This window comes from Streptomyces fungicidicus (genome assembly GCF_003665435.1).
GTDB classification, from domain to species: Bacteria; Actinomycetota; Actinomycetes; order Streptomycetales; family Streptomycetaceae; genus Streptomyces; species Streptomyces fungicidicus.
Genome location: NZ_CP023407.1, coordinates 6487400 through 6504396 on the forward strand (window position 1 = coordinate 6487400; position 16997 = coordinate 6504396).

Sequence of the window (16997 nt, forward strand, 5' to 3'; positions counted from 1 at the left end):
GGGCGGGGCGGTAGGGGCGCGAGCAGGGTACGGGGCGGGTTCGAAGACAGGATCCGGGATTCTCGCTCTCGGCGTATCGCGGGGCGGGTGGGAACTTCGCCGGGGGTTCGCGCGCTTGCATACAGTGGCAGGACCGGCAGAAACGGCGGGTTCGACGACCGCCTCCGCGATCGAAGGGACGTACATGCCCATGGGTCACACGGCCACAGCCCAGGCAGGCTCCGGCGGCCTGACAGCGACCGAGCACCGCCTGGCCAACGGCCTGCGCGTGGTGCTCTCCGAGGACCACCTGACCCCGGTCGCCGCGGTGTGCCTCTGGTACGACGTGGGTTCGCGTCACGAGGTCAAGGGACGTACCGGTCTGGCTCACCTTTTCGAGCACCTGATGTTCCAGGGCTCCGCCCAGGTGAAGGGCAACGGGCACTTCGAGCTGGTCCAGGGCGCGGGCGGCTCCCTCAACGGCACCACCAGCTTCGAGCGGACCAACTACTTCGAGACCATGCCCGCCCACCAGCTGGAGCTCGCCCTCTGGCTGGAGGCCGACCGCATGGGCTCCCTGCTGACCGCCCTGGACGACGAGTCCATGGAGAACCAGCGGGACGTCGTCAAGAACGAGCGCCGCCAGCGCTACGACAACGTGCCCTACGGCACCGCCTTCGAGAAGCTGACCGCCCTCGCCTACCCGGAGGGCCACCCGTACCACCACACGCCCATCGGCTCGATGGCGGACCTGGACGCGGCCACCCTGGAGGACGCCCGCCAGTTCTTCCGCACGTACTACGCGCCGAACAACGCCGTGCTCTCCGTCGTCGGCGACATCGACCCGGAGCAGACGCTCGCCTGGATCGAGAAGTACTTCGGCTCCATCGCGTCCCACGACGGCAAGCCCGCCCCGCGCGACGGCGCGCTGCCCGACGTCATGGGCGGGCAGCTGCGCGAGGTCGTGGAGGAGGAGGTCCCCGCGCGTGCGCTGATGGCCGCCTACCGGCTGCCGGAGGACGGCACCCGCGCGTGCGACGCCGTCGACCTGGCGCTCACCGTGCTCGGCGGCGGCGAGTCCTCGCGGCTCTACAACCGCCTCGTACGGCGCGACCGTACGGCCGTGGCCGCCGGCTTCGGCCTGCTGCGGCTGGCCGGGGCGCCCTCCCTGGGCTGGCTGGACGTGAAGACGTCAGGCGACGTGGAGGTGCCGGTCATCGAGGCCGCCATCGACGAGGAGCTCGCCCGGTTCGCCGAGCAGGGCCCCACCGCCGAGGAGATGGAGCGCGCGCAGGCCCAGTTGGAGCGTGAATGGCTGGACCGGCTCGGCACCGTCGCCGGCCGCGCCGACGAACTGTGCCGGTACGCCGTCCTGTTCGGCGACCCCCAGCTCGCCCTGACCGCCGTGCAGCGCGTCCTGGAGGTGACGGCGGAGGAGGTGCAGGAGGTCGCCAAGGCCCGCCTGCGCCCCGACAACCGCGCGGTGCTCGTCTACGAGCCCGTCGCCGCCGAGGACGAGGACACCGAGGAAGCCGCGGCCGCCGGCACCGACGAGAACGAGGAGGCGGCGAAGTGACCGAGCTCGCCACGATGGACTTCCACCCGCAGCCGCAGGCGGGCGACGCCAGGCCCTGGGCCTTCCCGGCCCCCGAGCGCGGCACGCTCGACAACGGCCTGACCGTGCTGCGCTGCCACCGCCCCGGCCAGCAGGTCGTCGCCGTCGAGGTGCTCCTCGACGCACCCCTGGAGGCCGAGCCGGCCGGCCTCGACGGCGTCGCCACCATCATGGCCCGGGCCTTCTCCGAGGGCACCGACAAGCACTCCGCCGAGGAGTTCGCCGCCGAACTGGAGCGCTGCGGCGCCACCCTGGACATGCACGCCGACCACCCCGGCGTCCGTCTCAGCCTGGAGGTCCCGGCCTCGCGGCTGCCGAAGGGGCTCGGGCTGCTCGCCGACGCCCTCAGGGCGCCCGCGTTCGCCGACAGCGAGGTGGAGCGGCTCGTCCGCAACCGCCTCGACGAGATCCCGCACGAGCTGGCCAACCCCTCCCGGCGCGCCGCCAAGGAGCTGTCCAAGGAGCTGTTCCCGGCGAGTTCGCGCATGTCGCGGCCGCGCCAGGGCACCGAGGAGACGGTCGCCGGCATCGACTCGGCGGCGGTGCGCGCCTTCTACGAGAAGCACGTCCGCCCCGCGACGGCGACCGTCGTGGTCGTGGGCGACCTCACGGGCGTCGACCTGGACGCGCTGCTCGGCGACACGCTGGGCGCCTGGACCGGTTCCCCGGGCCAGGTGCGGCCCGTGCCGCCGGTGGTCGCCGACGACACCGGCCGGGTCGTGATCGTGGACCGCCCCGGCGCCGTCCAGACGCAGCTGCTGATCGGCCGGGTCGGCCCCGACCGGCACGACCGCGTGTGGGCCGCGCAGGTGCTCGGCACCTACTGCCTCGGCGGCACCCTCACCTCCCGCCTGGACCGCGTGCTGCGCGAGGAGAAGGGCTACACCTACGGCGTGCGGTCCTTCGGACAGGTCCTCAGGTCGGCCCCGGACGGCTCGGGCGCGGCGATGCTCGCCATCAGCGGCTCCGTCGACACCCCGAACACCGGCCCCGCGCTGGAGGACCTGTGGAAGGTCCTGCGCACGCTCGCCGCGGAGGGCCTCACCGACGCCGAACGCGACGTCGCCGTGCAGAACCTCGTGGGCGTGGCGCCGCTGAAGTACGAGACGGCGGCCGCCGTCGCGAGCACCCTGGCCGACCAGGTCGAGCAGCACCTGCCCGACCACTACCAGGCCGACCTGTACCGGCAGTTGGCGGCGACCGGCACCGTGGAGGCCACCGCGGCCGTCGTCAGCGCCTTCCCGGGGGACCGTCTGGTGACCGTCCTCGTCGGCGACGCGGCGCAGATCAAGGCGCCGGTCGAGGCGCTCGGCATCGGCGAAGTCAGCGTCGTGGCGGCCGAGTAGCGAGCGGCGGCGGACGCACGCGCGGGCGGGCCCTGGTGACGTCGGCGTCACCAGGGCCCGTTTGTGCCCGAATTGAGGCGGAGGCTGCCTGTCTGCCCTGTGGGATGCGCTACAAAAACCGGGTTTTGTTTGGGGAACGGACGGCTCCCCGCTTAGCTTCGTGCGGGCTGTTCGTCGGGCAGTGCGCCGCACCCGCGGCACCGGACAGCCATCGCCGAGTCCCCGTACGGCGCGAGCCAGGGGAGCCGGGGACCCACACAGTCCCTGGGGTGAATCGGACGCCCGCGCGTGTCGCGAGGGGGTCCGTAGGAGACCTTCCTGCTCCGAACCCGTCAGCTAACCCGGTAGGCGAGAGGGAAGGAAAGGACCAGCCTGTACATGGCGTTCACCCGCGCCCCGGGCAAGCACCGTCGTCCCAGCAGGATGCAGCGCGGCACCGCCCGCGCGGCGGGCGTCGCTGCCCTCACCACCACCGGCGTCGTCGGTTCCCTCGCGGCCCCCGCGCTCGCCGCCGAACCCGCCGCCGCGCAGACCGGTCTCACCCCCGTCGTCACCCTGGGCGACTCGGTCGCCGAACGGATCGACGCCCAGGCCGCCGCCCAGCACGAGGCCGCCCGTGAGGCCGCCGAGGCCGCCGCCCGCAAGGCCGCCGAGGAGGCCGCGCGCGAGAAGGCGGCCAAGGCCGCCGAGGAGGCCCGGGCGGAGAAGGTGCGCGCCGCGCGGGAGGCCGAGCGCAAGCGCCTCAACACCTTCGTCTCCCCGATCCCCGGCTCGTACGTCTCGACCAGTTACCAGGCCGGCAGCTCGCTCTGGTCCTCCGGCAGCCACACCGGCGTCGACTTCCACGCCGCGAGCGGCACCCCCGTCCAGTCGGTCGGCATCGGCACCGTCGTCGAGGCGGGCTGGGGCGGCTCGTACGGCAACCAGGTCGTCATCAAGATGAACGACGGCACGTACACCCAGTACGGACACCTGTCGTCCATCGGCGTCTCGGTGGGCCAGCAGGTCGCCGCCGGGCAGCAGATCGGCCTCTCCGGCGCGACCGGCAACGTCACGGGCGCCCACCTGCACTTCGAGGCCCGCACGACCGCCGAGTACGGTTCCGACCTCGACCCCGTCGCCTACCTCCGCGCGCACGGCGTCGGTCTCTGACCCGCCCGCTTCCCGATGCCCCGGCTCCCCCGAGCCGGGGCATCGGTGTTTCCGGGGAACGTCTGTCCAAAAAATACGCCTGGATTCCGGCCCGCCGTCGGAAATTCTCGCGGATTGCAATAGAGTCACGGAACACACGTCAATCCGTCGACGTTTCACGGGGATTAAGCCGGAGGTCCGTCATGCGTATTCCCGCGCACTCGGTGTGCACGGCGATCCGGGACGACATCGTCACGGGGGTCCACGAGCGCGGCGGCCGGCTCACCGAGGAAGTACTCGCCCGCCGCTACGGCGTCTCCCGCGTCCCCGTCCGGGAGGCGCTGCGCACACTGGAGGCCGAGGGGTTCGTGGTCACCCGGCGGCACGCGGGCGCGTGCGTCGCGGAACCCACCGAGCAGGAGGCCGCCGACCTGCTGGAGATGCGCCTGCTCCTGGAGCCGCTCGGCGCCTCCCGAGCGGCGCAGCGCCGCACCGAGGCCCATCTGAAGGTGCTGCGCGGTCTGGTCCGGCTGGGGCAGGAACGCGCCCGCCAGGGCAACAGCGACGACCTGCGCTCCCTGAGCGGCTGGTTCCACGAGACGCTCGCCCAGGCCTCCGGCAGCCCGGCGCTGACCTCGGCACTGACCCAGCTGCGGCACAAGATCGCCTGGATGTACGCCAGTGAGGGGCCGCCCGACCCGGTCGAGTACTGGGCGGAGCACGGCGCGATCGTGGACGCCGTGGCGCGCGGCGACGGCGACCGGGCGCGGGCCGTCACGGCGCTGCACACCGAGCGCGCGACCGCCGGCCACCGGCTGCGCTTCGCCGGCGGCGCCGACCGGGGCGCCCGCCCGGACCGTGTGAGGAACCCGCAACATCCCGTAAACATGCCGAGTCTTCGGCATTAACACGAGTGCCGTATACAAAGGGGAAGCATTTTGCGGGGCTTTATTCGTGCTGCCCGCAGAAACTGTTGAACCGGTGATGCGCGCTAATTCGTGGAGCCGTGAAAGGTGTGGATCCCGCAATCCGCGTGCCGCGGAAAAGCGAAAGGCCCGACCGGCGGTCAGGTCGGGCCTTTCGGTGGTGCGGCGGGATTCCCGTGCGGACGGTCCCGCGGCCGTGCGTGCTCAGACGGTCTCGGGGAGCTCCTCGAGCCCCTCGGCGACCAGCTTCGCCAGACGGTCCAGGGCGGCGTCCGCGCCCTCGGCGTCGGACGCGAGGACGATCTCCTCGCCGCCCTGGGCGCCCAGGCTCAGCACGGCCAGCATGGAGGCCGCGTTGACGGGGTTGCCCCCGGCCTTGCTGATCGTGACCGGGACGCCTGTGGCCGTGGCGGCTCGGACGAAGATGGAGGCGGGGCGGGCGTGGAGACCCTCGGCCCAGCCGACGTTGACGCGGCGCTCAGCCATGTGTTGCTGCCCTTCACTGTTCAGGGTTGTCTAGACCAGTTTCCCATATCGGGAGGCGTGCCCGGAGCGGCGTCTTCCGCCGCTCCCCGCGGCAGCCGGACCGCGGCCCCGGTCCGGCTGTCCACCACAGACTGCCTCGCGCCGTCACCGTACGCGAGCCGTACTCTGGGGCCCATGCAGATCTCGTCGGACCGGCACGAGTATCCCGCCCACTGGGAAGCCGACGTGGTGCTGCGCGACGGCGGCACCGCGCGCATCCGCCCCATCACCGTCGATGACGCCGAGCGCCTGGTCAGCTTCTACGAGCAGGTGTCGGACGAGTCGAAGTACTACCGCTTCTTCGCGCCCTACCCGCGGTTGTCCGCCAAGGACGTCCACCGCTTCACCCACCACGACTTCGTGGACCGGGTGGGGCTCGCGGCCACCGTGGGCGGCGAGTTCATCGCCACCGTGCGCTACGACCGGATCGGCGCCGACGGAACGCCCGCGTCCGCACCGGCCGACGAGGCCGAGGTCGCCTTCCTGGTGCAGGACGCCCACCAGGGACGGGGCGTCGCCTCCGCCCTGCTCGAACACATCGGCGCCGTGGCGCGGGAGCGCGGCATCCGCCGGTTCGCGGCCGAGGTGCTGCCCGCCAACAACAAGATGATCAAGGTGTTCACCGACGCCGGCTACACCCAGAAGCGCAGCTTCGAGGACGGCGTCGTCCGGCTGGAGTTCGACCTCGAACCCACCGACCGCTCGCTCGCCGTGCAGCAGGCGCGCGAACAGCGCGCGGAGGCGCGCTCGGTGCAGCGGCTGCTGGCCCCGGGCTCGGTGGCCGTCGTCGGCGCCGGGCGCACGCCCGGCGGGGTGGGGCGCAGCATCCTCGACAACATCCGGGACGCCGGGTTCACCGGGCGGCTCTACGCGGTGAACAAGGCGTTCGAGGAGGACCGGAAGGAGCTCGACGGGGTCGCCGCGTACCGGTCCGTCCGGGCCATCGACGCTCCCGTCGACCTGGCGGTCGTCGCGGTGCCCGCGGACCGCGTCCCCGAGGTGGTCACCGAGTGCGGTGAGCACGGTGTGCAGGGGCTCGTCGTGGTCTCCGCCGGGTACGCCGAGTCCGGCCCCGACGGCCGCGAGCGCCAGCGCGCCCTCGTACGGCAGGCGCGCTCGTACGGCATGCGGATCATCGGCCCGAACGCGTTCGGTGTCATCAACACGTCCCCGGACGTGCGGCTGAACGCCTCGCTCGCCCCCGAGTCGCCCCGCCCGGGCCGGATAGGGCTGTTCGCCCAGTCCGGCGCGATCGGCGTCGCCCTGCTCTCGCGCCTGCACCGGCGCGGCGGCGGGGTCACCGGGGTCACCGGCGTCTCCACCTTCGTCTCGTCCGGCAACCGTGCCGACGTGTCCGGCAACGACGTCATGCAGTACTGGTACGAGGACCCCGACACCGATGTCGCCCTGATGTACCTGGAATCCATCGGCAACCCCCGCAAGTTCGCCCGCCTCGCCCGCCGGACCGCGGCGGCGAAGCCCCTGGTCGTGGTCCAGGGCGCCCGGCACGGCGCCGGTCCCCGGGGCCATGCGGTGAGGGCGACCCGGCTGCCCCACGAGACGGTGTCCGCGCTGCTGCGGCAGGCCGGCGTGATCCGGGTGAACACCATCACCGAACTGGTCGACGCGGGGCTGCTGCTCGCCCGCCAGCCGCTGCCGGCCGGACCCCGGGTGGCGATCGTCGGCAACTCCGAGTCCCTGGGCCTGCTCACCTACGAGGCCTGCCTCGCCGAGGGGCTGCGCCCGCACCCCCCGCGGGACCTGACCACGGCGGCCACGGCGGCGGACTTCCACGCGGCGCTCTCCCACGCGCTGGCCGACGAGACGAGCGACGCGGTGGTCGTCACCGCTATCCCCGCGGTGGGCGAGGGCTCGGTCGGGGACGCCGCCCTGGCGGAGGCCCTGCGCTCGGCCGCCGCCGCGACCCCGTCCAAGCCGGTCCTCGTCGTCCACGTCGAACTCGGCGGCCTCGCGGAGGCCCTGTCGGCCGCGACGAGCACGGCGCCCCAGCCGACGCCCGCCACCGCACCGGGCACACCGCCGCGGGCGGGAGCGGACACCGCACGGGACACGGCGGGCGCCGCGCGGGTGGCAGACACACCGCCGCGGACCGGAGCGGGCCACGCCCCGCGGACGGAGACCGGCGCCGGGCCGACGGCGGCGCCCCCCGTCGTACCCCCCGAGGGCACCCACCTCATCCCCGCCTATCCCGCCTCCGAGCGCGCCGTCCGGGCCCTGTCCCAGGCCGTCGCGTACGCGCAGTGGCGGCGGGACGCCGCCGAGCCCGGCAAGGTGCCCGCGTACGACGACATCGAGGAGAGGGCCGCCGCCGCGCTCATCGACCGGCTGCTCGCCCGCGGCGACGGCCTCACCCTCGGCGGCGAGGACACCTGCGACCTGCTCGGCCGGTACGGCATCCAGGTGCACCGGGCCCTGCCCGCCCCCACCCCCGACGCCGCCGTCGAGGCGGCGCGCACCCTCGGCCACCCGGTGGCCCTCAAGGCGACCGCCCCGCACCTCAGGCACCGGGCCGACCTGGGCGGCGTCCGCCTGGACCTGGCGGACGAGGAACAACTGCGCCGGGCGTACGCGGAGTTGACGGAGCTGTTCGGCTCGCCGGCGGAGCTTCGCCCCGTGGTGCAGCGGATGGCGCCGCGCGGTGTCGACACCATCGTCCGCGCGGTCATCGACCCCGCCGCCGGAGCCGTCCTGTCCTTCGGGCTGGCCGGGGCCCCCTCGCAGCTGCTCGGAGACATGGCGCACCGCCTGATCCCGGTCACCGACCGGGACGCGACCTCGCTGGTGCGCTCGATCCGGACGGCCCCGCTGCTGTTCGGCTGGCGCGGCTCGGCACCGGTCGACACCCCCGCCCTGGAGGAGCTGATGCTCAGGGTGTCGCGGCTGGTCCACGACCACCCGGAAGTGGTCGCGGTCACCCTGGAGCCGGTCGTCGTCGCCCCGCACGGGGTGAGCGTGCTGGGCGCCACCGTCCGCCTGGCCCCGCCGCCCGCCCGCGACGACCTCGGTCCGCGCACCCTCCCCGCGTACTGACGCCGCGGACCCTCCCCGCGGGTCCGGCGCCCCCTCAGGAGGGCGCAGTGCGGTGAGAGCGGTGCCTCGCAGTCAGCGGTCCCCTTTAGGATGGGCGTCATGGCCAAGACCAGTACGACGACCCAGGGGCTGCGGGCGGCGATCGAGCGCAGCGGCTACTACCCGGCCCTCGTGGCCGAGGCGGTGGAGGCCGCCGTGGGCGGCGAGCCCATCCGGTCGTACCTGGTCCACCAGGAGACGACCTTCGACCAGAACGAGGTGCGGCGGCACGTCACCGTGCTCGTCCTCACGGGCAACCGCTTCATCGTCAGCCACACCGACGAGCAGGCCGCGGACAGCACCTCCCCGACGCCGTACGCCACCACGTCGACCGAGTCGGTCAAGCTCGGCCGGATCTCGTCGATCGTGGTCAGCCGAGTGGTCGCCAACCCGGAGTCGTACAAGCCGGGCACACTGCCGCGCGAGATCGTGCTCACCATCGGCTGGGGCGCCGTCTCCCGCATCGACCTGGAGCCGGCCGCCTGCGGCGACCCCAACTGCGAGGCCGACCACGGCTACACGGGCAACTCCACGGCCGACGACCTGAGCCTGCGGGTCAGCGAGGCCGGCGACGGACCGGAGACGGTGCGCCAAGCGCTCGACTTCGCGCAGGCCCTGTCCGAGGCGACCGCGGACCCGACGCGCTGATGGCGCAGCCCACCCCCGGCCCACGACCCGCACCTCCCGGCCGAAGGCCCACGCCCGGCCCGCGCCCCACGCCCCCGGCACGGCCCGGCCCGCCGCCCGCGGCCACGGCGCGGCCCACCCCCGTGGTGCCCCCGCCGCACACCGCCTGGGGCGACGCGCCCCCGCAAGCCCTCGCTCCGGACTCCGCGCCCCTGCCCGAGTACGGCACCGGCTCGCTCGCCGACCTGCTGCCCACGCTCGCCGCAGGCATGGGCGTACCCGGTACCACCGCGGCGATCCCCGAACTCACCCCCGCCGACCGGAACTGCGTGTTCCTGATCGACGGGCTGGGCTGGCAGCAGCTGCGCGCGCACCCGGAGGAAGCCCCCTTCCTGACCTCGCTGCTCGGCAGCTCGCGCGGCGGCACCGGCCGCCCGATCACCGCGGGCTACCCGGCGACCACCGCGACCTCCCTCGCCTCCGTCGGCACCGGTCTGCCGCCGGGCGCCCACGGCCTGCCCGGCTACACCGTGCGCAACCCGGACACCGGCGAGCTGATGAACCAGCTGCGCTGGCAGCCCTGGTCCCCGCCCGGGGCCTGGCAGCCGTACCCCACCGTCTTCGAGCTGGCCCGCCGGGCGGGAGTGCACGCCGCCCAGGTCTCCTCCCCGACCTTCGCGAACACCCCGCTGACCAAGGTCGCCCTCAGCGGCGGCACCTTCGTGGGGAAGCTGTCGGGGGAGGAGCGCATGGACGCCGCGGCCGGGCAGCTCGCCGCCGCCGACCGCGCGCTCGTCTACACCTACTACGCCGAGGTCGACGGCGCGGGCCACCGCTTCGGCGTCGACTCCGACACCTGGCGCGGCCAGCTCATGTACGTCGACCGCCTGGTCCAGCGCCTCGCCGAGCAGCTGCCCCCGCGCAGCGCGCTCTACGTCACCGCCGACCACGGCATGATCGACGTCCCCTTCGACGAGGACCACCGCATCGACTTCGACGAGGACTGGGAGCTGAAGGCGGGCGTCGCCCTGCTCGGCGGCGAGGGCCGCGCCCGGCACGTCTACGCCGTCCCGGGCGCCGCGAACGACGTGCTGACCTGCTGGCGCGAGGTGCTCGGCGAGCAGTTCTGGGTCGCCTCGCGCGACGAGGCGATCGCGGCGGGCTGGTTCGGTCCCGCCGTCGACGAGCGGGTGTACCCGCGCCTCGGCGACGTGGTCGCCGCCGCGCGGGACGACGTCCTGCTGATCGCCTCCGAGCGTGAGCCCAGGGAGTCGGCGATGGTCGGCAACCACGGTTCGATGACCCCTGCCGAGCAACTGGTCCCCCTGCTCGAAGTACGCTCCTGAACCGCCCCCTACGCCCCGCCACTCACCGACCCTTGCCGAAAGGTGCCCGACCCCCCATGCCCGAGCTGGTGTTCTTCTCCGGAACGATGGACTGCGGGAAGTCGACGCTGGCTCTCCAGATCGAGCACAACCGTTCGGCGCGCGGCCTGGTCGGCATGATCTTCACCCGCAACGACCGGGCCGGCGAGGGCAAGCTCTCCTCCCGCCTCGGCCTGGTCACGGACGCGGTGGAGGTCGGCGACGGCGCGGACCTCTACGCGCGTCTCGTCGAGCACCTCTCCCAGGGCCGGCGCGCGGACTACGTGATCGCGGACGAGGCGCAGTTCCTGGCTCCGGAGCAGGTCGACCAGCTCGCGCGGGTCGTGGACGACCTGGAGCTCGACGTCTACGCCTTCGGCATCACCACCGACTTCCGCTCCAAGCTGTTCCCCGGCTCCCAGCGGCTGGTGGAGCTGGCCGACCGGGTCGAGGTGCTCCAGGTCGAGGCCCTGTGCTGGTGCGGCGCCCGCGCCACGCACAACGCCCGCACGGTCGGCGGCGTCATGGTCGTCGAGGGCGCCCAGGTCGTCGTCGGCGACGTCACCGACTCCGCGGACGAGGTCGGCTACGAGGTGCTGTGCCGCCGCCACCACCGCCGCCGCATGACGGCGGCGACGTCCCGCGCGGCGGCGCTCTCCCCGGACGTACTGCCGGTGTCGTCCAGCTGACCGTCGTGGTCCGGTTCGGTGCGGTCCCCGACCGGAGACCGTCCACAACTGATCAACGGGGCAGGGGAATCCGGCTATGATCCTCGCGGCAAGGCCGTAGCGCAGAGGTCGTCGCGCCCGAGCATCAAGCTGGAGGACGTCGGTTCGAATCCGACCGGTCTTGCCGCTCATGTCGTGGAGGAAGAACGATTGGCGTCGGTCCGTCCTGGCCGGGCGGAGGGCGATGCCGTCCCCGGCGAGCCGGACACCGGCGACGGACCCGGTGGAGTGGTGATGACGCGGCCGACACCCGTGCGCTGTCCGGTGATCGAGCACCCGGACGTCCCGATCAGCGACCCTGCCGGGCTCGACCCCCTGCTGGACCGGCTGAGGTCGGCGCGGGCCGTGGAGGACGACGAGACCTTCCCCCTCGGCACCCTCCGCGCGGACGGACGCGTCGACCTGTGCAAGCAGGGGCTCGGAGCGGCCGGCGCCGCCCGGCTGATGCCCGTCGCCGCCTCCTCGCCGCACGCCCGGCACGTCCTGCTCGGCACCAACGCCATCGGGGACGAAGGGGCGTCGACGGTCGCCCGCTCCCTCGCCGACGGCCACGGCCTGGACACCCTCTACCTCGGCTGCAACCGCATCGGCCCCGAGGGCGCCGGGGCCCTCGCCGACGCGCTGTCCGCGGACAGCACCGTCCGCGCCCTGTGGCTCAAGCGCAACCCGGTCGGCGACGAGGGCGCCCTGGCGCTCGCCGCGATGCTCCGCCGCAACACCACGCTGCGCACCCTCGACCTGGTCAACACCGGCGTCACCACCGACGGCCTGCGCGCCCTCCTCGACGCCCTCACCCACCGCCCGCGTCCCGTGGAACGCCTCTTCCTCGGCGGGAACGGCCTGACCGCCGACGCCGCCGGCCCGCTGGCGTCGCTGATCCGCGACGCGGGCGTACGGGAGCTGTACCTGCCCGCCAACCACCTCGGCGACGAAGGCGCCGCCGTCCTGGCCGCCGCGGCCGACCCCGGACGGCCGGTACGCCTCGGACTCGGCGGCAACGGAATCGGCCCCGCCGGCGCGCGCGCCCTCGCCGGCGCCCTCGACGGCATCGAGACGCTCGACCTGGGGCGGCCGATGTCCGAGCGCAGCCTGGGCGCCCCCGCCAACGCCACCGGTGACGACGGCGCCCTCGCGCTGGCCGCCGCGCTGGAGGGCAGCCCGCTGCGCCGGCTCGAACTGCGCCACACCGGCCTCACCGGGCGCGGCGCGAAGTCGCTGCTGGCGGCCGTGCCGCACGACTCCCCGCTGGAGTACGTCGGTCTGGGGCCCGGACTGCCCCGCAAGCTAAAGCGGTCCTTCACCCGGCGCCTGCGGCCCGGCACCGGAACCCACCCCGACCTGCGCGCGATAGGGAGCGTCTACCGGTGAGCCCCCGCCCCGACTTCCTGTGCTTCCCACCGGACGAAGCGTCGAGCCGGCGGCGGATCCGCCGCTACGCGGTGCCCCGCGGGATGATCGAGCGTGCGACCGAGCGCCGCTCGGCGGGCGACTGGCGCGGAGCGTGCGCGGCGGCGCACGTGGACATCGACTTCGAGCTGTCCGAGGTCGCCGGGGAGTACGGCGACGACGTCGCCGCGGCGCTGGAGGACGACCTGCGCCATCTCGTCCCGGACCTGGTGCGCTGGCACCTGCCGCGGACGCTGGGCGGATGGACCACCCTCGCCACCGACCGGACCGTGGTCCTCGCGCGCTACCACCCCGTCACGGCGGCCGGGCGACCCCGCCGCGCGCCGTACCTGCACCTCACCACGCCCGCCATGCTGGAGGGCCCGCAGCGGATCACCCTGCGCTTCCGGAGGGTCGCGGACGAGAAGACCGCCGGCGTCTTCGGACGCCGGACCGAGGACTGGCGGTACGCCCGGCACCTGTGGGACGCCCGGCACACCGCCGGTCTGCGCGAGAGGGGCGGAGCCGGCGAACGGCCGCCCTTCTTCCACCCCGACGGCAGCCCGCGCCGCGCGGACGAACTGCCCGCGGCCGATCCGGGCCCCGGCGACGCCGCGGCACGCGCCGAATGGGCGACCCTGCTGCACCACAGGGGCGAGTTCGAGGCGGCCTTCGCCGCAGCCGGCATCGAGGCCGATCCGACGCACCCGAGCAGCCCCCGGTGGTACCGGGCCGATCCGCAACGGATGTTCCGCAGGCTCGCGTTCGACCACACCCGTCTGGAGGCGGAGGTCCGCCGGCTGGCGGACGCGGGCGTCGGCGAGCGCTTCGTCCTCGCGGGCGACTGGCGCGCCTGCGTCCTGCTGGAGCCCACGGCTCCCGGTTCCCCCGCCGGGCTGCGGGTGAGGGTCGTCGACCAGGACGAGGCCAAGGACCTGCCCTTCCTGGCCGAAGCGCTCTGGCGCAGGCTCCCCGACCTCGATCTGCTGCGCGTCGGCGGAGTCGAACCGCGGCACCTGCACCCGCTGGTCCGCGAGGCACTGTTCCCCGCCCTCCGGACCGCCGACGGAGCCCCCGGCGGTCCGCCGGGTCCCGGAGTCCCCGCGCCCGTCCGGGTGCGCTGCCGGGGTGAATGGCACGAGGTGGGCTTCCGCCCGGGCGGTCTGCTGCGCATGCCGCACAGCGACCAGGAGCAGCAGCGCGAGCGCGCCCTGCGCGCGTTCGGCGGAGACGTCGCCGGATGCTTCGCCGTCGAGCAGACCTGGGCGTCGGGGAGCGGCCGGCTGCCGAAGGCGCTGCGTGCCCAGCGGCAGGACCTGTTCCTGCGCGCCCAGCACGGCGACACGGAGGGCGTGCTTCAACTGCTGGACGCGGGCGTGGACCCCCGGGTCCGCGACGCCTGCGGGCGCTCACTGCTGCACGTGCTCCACCAGCTCGACCACGAGCCGCTGCTGCCCCGGCTGCTCGCCGCGGGGCTCGACCTCGAGGCCCGGGACCAGCGGGAGCGCACACCGCTGTTCGTGGCGGTCAACGACGGCGGATCCCGAGCTCTCGTGGAGGCGTTCCTCGCCGCCGGTGCCAGGATCGACGTGATCGACCAGTCGGAGCTGTCGCTGGCCCAGGTCATCCGCCGGTACAGGCGTGCGGACCTGCGCTCCCTCCGGGAGCGCGTACAGGAGGAACACCCGGGCATCGGCGCCGACTGGTGGGACGAGTGGATGGACCGCCAGGAGCAGCGCGACGCGGACGACCACGAGCCGGACGAGCCCGACGAGCCGGACGAGCCAACCGAGCTGGACGAGCCAACCGAGCTGGACGAGCCCGCCGAGCTCGAAGTGCCGGACGCGCCACGCGAGTACAGCAAGGAACCGCCGTTTTGAACACCGCGCCCACTTCCCGCTCCGGTCCGAACCCGCTGGCTGCCGCGGACGACCTCGCCGCCAGGCTCCGCACGCACCGCACCGAAGCCGCCGTCAATTCCCAGCTGGAGGCGCTGGCACTGGCCGTGACGGCCAATCAGCCGGTGCTGCTGTGGGGCGAGCCCGGCATCGGCAAGTCGGCCGGCCTGCAACAGCTCGCCGCCGGACTCGGCCTCCCGCTGGAGACGGTCATCGCCAGCGTGCACGAACCGTCGGACTTCGCCGGCCTGCCGATCGTGGGGGACGACCCGGCCGCCACGGGCGTGCCCATGGCCCCGCCCGACTGGGCGGTCAGGCTCAGGGACGCCGGACACGGCCTGCTCTTCTTCGACGAGCTGTCCTCCGCTCCGCCGGCGGTCCAGGCGGCGCTGCTGCGCGTCGTCCTGGAACGCCGGGTCGGCAGCCTCGTCCTGCCCGACGCGGTGCGTATCGTCGCCGCCGCCAACCCGCCGTCGAGCGCCGCGGACGGCTGGCACCTCAGCCCGCCGCTCGCCAACCGCTTCGTCCACCTCGACTGGACCCACGACCCGGCCACGGTCGCCCGGGGCATGGCAGGCACCTGGCCGGAGGTGACCGTCCCCGCGGTCGATCCGGCGAGGGTGCCCGGTGCCGTCGCCCGGGCCCGCGGCGCCGTCTCCGGTTTCCTCACCGCCCGGCCGGGACTGGTCCATCACCTGCCCGCCGACGCCGAGAGCCGGGGCCGGTCCTGGCCGTCCCCGCGGACCTGGGAGATGGCGCTGCGGCTGCTCGCGACCGCGTACGCGACCGGCGCCGGGCGCGAGGCCACCGCCGCCGCGCTCACCGGAGCCGTCGGGGACGGCGCGGGCATCGAACTGCTGTCGTACCTGGACCACCTCGACCTGCCGGACCCCGAGCGGGTCCTCGCCGACCCCGACGCGTTCGCCCTGCCCGAGCGCGGCGACCGGCAGCTGGCCTTCCTCATCGCGGTGGTCGCCGCCATCCAGAGCGATGTCACCCGGCCCCGCTGGGAGGCCGGCTGGGCGGTCCTCGCCAAGGCCGTCGACGCGGGCGTACCGGACGTGGCCGCCCGGGCCGCGACCGACCTCGCGGCGATGCGCCGGCTCGACTGGCCCGTACCGCCCGGCATCGACGGATTCCTGGAGCTGCTGCAGATGTCCGGGGCCCTGCCCGGCAGCCGGTGAGGCCGACGGGCATGACGGATCCCCGCGGCGGCCTCGACACGACCAGACTGCTCGCCGCCCGCTACCGCGCGGCGAGCGACCGCCCCTATCTGGCGTCGGCCCTGTACGCCCTCACCGTCGTCCCCAGCGCCGACGTCCCGACGATGGGCGTGGACCGGCACTGGCGCTGCTACGTGTCACCCGCCTTCGTCGACGCGACGCCCGTGGAGGAACTCGCGGGCGTGTGGATCCACGAGGTGGCGCACCTGCTGCGCGACCACCACGGCCGGGCCGGCCGGCTCTCCGCCGCCGACCAGCGCGACCGGTACCGCGTCAACGTCGCCCAGGACTGCGAGATCAACGACGACCTCCTCGCCGACGGACTGCGCCTGCCCGCCGGACGCGTCGAGCCCCGCCTCTACGGCCTGCCCGACGGGCAGTTGTTCGAGGTGTACCTGGAAGGGCTGCCCCCGCACGTACGGGAACACGACTGCGGCTCGGGCGCCCACGGCCGCCCGGCGCCCTGGGAACTCCCCGGATCCGCCGGCCCCGCCGCGCTCGGCGAGGCAGAGGCCCAGGCACTGCGCCGGCACACCGCCGACGCGATGCGCGCCCACCAGCGGGCCCGCGGCAATCTGCCCGCCGGCTGGCGGCGCTGGGCCGAGCAGGTGCTGGAACCCACGGTGGACTGGCGGCAGGCGCTGTCCGGCGCGGTCCGGGAGGCCGCCGCATGGGCCGCGGGGGCCGTCGACTACACCTACCGCCGCCCGTCGCGCCGCACCCCGGCACTGCGCGGGGTGGTCCTCCCCAGTCTGCGCCGTCCGCTGCCCCGGGTGGCCGTCGTCGTCGACACCTCGGGCTCCATGGGCGACGACGAACTCGCGGCCGCGCTGGGGGAGGTCACGGGCGTACTGCGCGAGGTCGGCGTGCGGGGCAACCGGGTCACCGTCCTCGCCTGCGACGCCGACGTGCACGCCGTGTCCCGGGTGACCTCCACCGAACAGGTCACCCTCGGCGGCGGAGGCGGCACGGACATGCGCGTCGGCATCGACGCCGCCCTGGCGGCACGCGACCGCCCGGGCATCGTCATCGTCCTCACCGACGGCTTCACCCCGTGGCCCGCCGAGACCCCGTCGTGCCGCCTCATCGCCGCCCTGATCGGCGCCGGGGCGCCGCGTCCACCGGCCTGGGTGGAGACGGTGCGCGTCACCGGCTGACG

13 protein-coding genes and 1 riboswitch are annotated in these 16997 nt (G+C 74.3%); of the genes, 12 read left to right on the forward strand and 1 reads right to left on the reverse strand.

Translation table 11 applies throughout. The features are described 5' to 3' along the window. The first annotated feature begins 184 nt into the window (after window positions 1-184). The 4 genes from CNQ36_RS29220 to CNQ36_RS29235 all read left to right on the forward strand — a co-directional run bounded on the left by CNQ36_RS29220 (window position 185) and on the right by CNQ36_RS29235 (window position 4979). Complete coding sequence (locus CNQ36_RS29220; protein ID WP_004924530.1) at window positions 185-1555, forward strand: M16 family metallopeptidase; 1371 nt, start codon at window positions 185-187, stop codon at window positions 1553-1555. Beyond that, a complete protein-coding gene (locus CNQ36_RS29225) occupies window positions 1552-2940 on the forward strand; it encodes a M16 family metallopeptidase (RefSeq protein ID WP_121548172.1) in 1389 nt (462 codons plus the stop codon). Before CNQ36_RS29220 ends, CNQ36_RS29225 begins: the two co-directional genes overlap by 4 nt. A 202-nt stretch (window positions 2941-3142) precedes the next feature. Further along, a riboswitch (cyclic di-AMP (ydaO/yuaA leader) is annotated at window positions 3143-3306 on the forward strand. Between the two features lie 12 nt (window positions 3307-3318). Beyond that, the gene (locus tag CNQ36_RS29230) at window positions 3319-4092 is read left to right on the forward strand and encodes a M23 family metallopeptidase (protein ID WP_004924525.1); all 774 of its coding nucleotides are present in this window, start codon (window positions 3319-3321) and stop codon (window positions 4090-4092) included. Between the two features lie 182 nt (window positions 4093-4274). Beyond that, window positions 4275-4979, forward strand: a complete 705-nt coding sequence (locus CNQ36_RS29235; RefSeq protein ID WP_121548173.1) for a GntR family transcriptional regulator — start codon at window positions 4275-4277, stop codon at window positions 4977-4979. A 222-nt stretch (window positions 4980-5201) separates the two neighbouring features. Here the strand turns inward: CNQ36_RS29235 and CNQ36_RS29240 are convergent, their stop codons facing one another. Continuing rightward, a complete protein-coding gene (locus CNQ36_RS29240) occupies window positions 5202-5483 on the reverse strand; it encodes an HPr family phosphocarrier protein (protein ID WP_004924519.1) in 282 nt (93 codons plus the stop codon). A 174-nt stretch (window positions 5484-5657) separates the two neighbouring features. On the opposite strand from CNQ36_RS29240, the gene CNQ36_RS29250 reads away from it, so the two are divergent. From CNQ36_RS29250 to CNQ36_RS29290, 8 genes are all read left to right on the forward strand, one after another. Next, window positions 5658-8573: a bifunctional acetate--CoA ligase family protein/GNAT family N-acetyltransferase gene (locus tag CNQ36_RS29250; protein ID WP_121548174.1), complete on the forward strand. Its 2916-nt coding sequence runs from the start codon at window positions 5658-5660 to the stop codon at window positions 8571-8573. A gap of 99 nt (window positions 8574-8672) precedes the next feature. Beyond that, entirely contained in the window at window positions 8673-9260 is a 588-nt protein-coding gene (locus CNQ36_RS29255) for a DUF5998 family protein (RefSeq protein ID WP_086014742.1), read from the forward strand. Between the two features lie 125 nt (window positions 9261-9385). Then, window positions 9386-10585 (forward strand): alkaline phosphatase family protein, encoded by a 1200-nt coding sequence (locus tag CNQ36_RS29260; RefSeq protein WP_121548634.1) that lies wholly within the window; start codon window positions 9386-9388, stop codon window positions 10583-10585. A 56-nt stretch (window positions 10586-10641) separates the two neighbouring features. Further along, on the forward strand, window positions 10642-11292 hold the full coding sequence (locus tag CNQ36_RS29265) for a thymidine kinase (RefSeq protein WP_004924505.1): 651 nt from the start codon (window positions 10642-10644) through the stop codon (window positions 11290-11292). Window positions 11293-11565: 273 nt separating this feature from the next. Further along, window positions 11566-12699 carry a leucine-rich repeat domain-containing protein gene (locus tag CNQ36_RS29275; RefSeq protein ID WP_121548635.1) on the forward strand — a complete coding sequence of 378 codons (1134 nt, stop codon included), beginning with the start codon at window positions 11566-11568 and terminating at the stop codon, window positions 12697-12699. After that, window positions 12696-14597 carry an ankyrin repeat domain-containing protein gene (locus tag CNQ36_RS29280; RefSeq protein ID WP_121548175.1) on the forward strand — a complete coding sequence of 634 codons (1902 nt, stop codon included), beginning with the start codon at window positions 12696-12698 and terminating at the stop codon, window positions 14595-14597. The genes CNQ36_RS29275 and CNQ36_RS29280 overlap by 4 nt, the downstream gene beginning before the upstream one ends. Next, window positions 14594-15799, forward strand: a complete 1206-nt coding sequence (locus CNQ36_RS29285; protein WP_121548176.1) for a sigma 54-interacting transcriptional regulator — start codon at window positions 14594-14596, stop codon at window positions 15797-15799. Before CNQ36_RS29280 ends, CNQ36_RS29285 begins: the two co-directional genes overlap by 4 nt. A gap of 11 nt (window positions 15800-15810) precedes the next feature. Then, window positions 15811-16995: a vWA domain-containing protein gene (locus CNQ36_RS29290; RefSeq protein WP_121548177.1), complete on the forward strand. Its 1185-nt coding sequence runs from the start codon at window positions 15811-15813 to the stop codon at window positions 16993-16995. Window positions 16996-16997: the final 2 nt, after the last annotated feature.

What these genes read in the sequence shown, in the direction of transcription:
- CNQ36_RS29275 (WP_121548635.1), top strand. Translation starts at nt 11,566, where the DNA reads ATGACGCGGCCGACACCCGTGCGCTGTCCGGTGATCGAGCACCCGGAC.
- CNQ36_RS29290 (WP_121548177.1), top strand. Translation starts at nt 15,811, where the DNA reads ATGACGGATCCCCGCGGCGGCCTCGACACGACCAGACTGCTCGCCGCC.
- CNQ36_RS29240 (WP_004924519.1), bottom strand. Translation starts at nt 5,483, where the DNA reads ATGGCTGAGCGCCGCGTCAACGTCGGCTGGGCCGAGGGTCTCCACGCC.
- CNQ36_RS29250 (WP_121548174.1), top strand. Translation starts at nt 5,658, where the DNA reads ATGCAGATCTCGTCGGACCGGCACGAGTATCCCGCCCACTGGGAAGCC.
- CNQ36_RS29230 (WP_004924525.1), top strand. Translation starts at nt 3,319, where the DNA reads ATGGCGTTCACCCGCGCCCCGGGCAAGCACCGTCGTCCCAGCAGGATG.
- CNQ36_RS29265 (WP_004924505.1), top strand. Translation starts at nt 10,642, where the DNA reads ATGCCCGAGCTGGTGTTCTTCTCCGGAACGATGGACTGCGGGAAGTCG.
- CNQ36_RS29220 (WP_004924530.1), top strand. Translation starts at nt 185, where the DNA reads ATGCCCATGGGTCACACGGCCACAGCCCAGGCAGGCTCCGGCGGCCTG.
- CNQ36_RS29255 (WP_086014742.1), top strand. Translation starts at nt 8,673, where the DNA reads ATGGCCAAGACCAGTACGACGACCCAGGGGCTGCGGGCGGCGATCGAG.
- CNQ36_RS29235 (WP_121548173.1), top strand. Translation starts at nt 4,275, where the DNA reads ATGCGTATTCCCGCGCACTCGGTGTGCACGGCGATCCGGGACGACATC.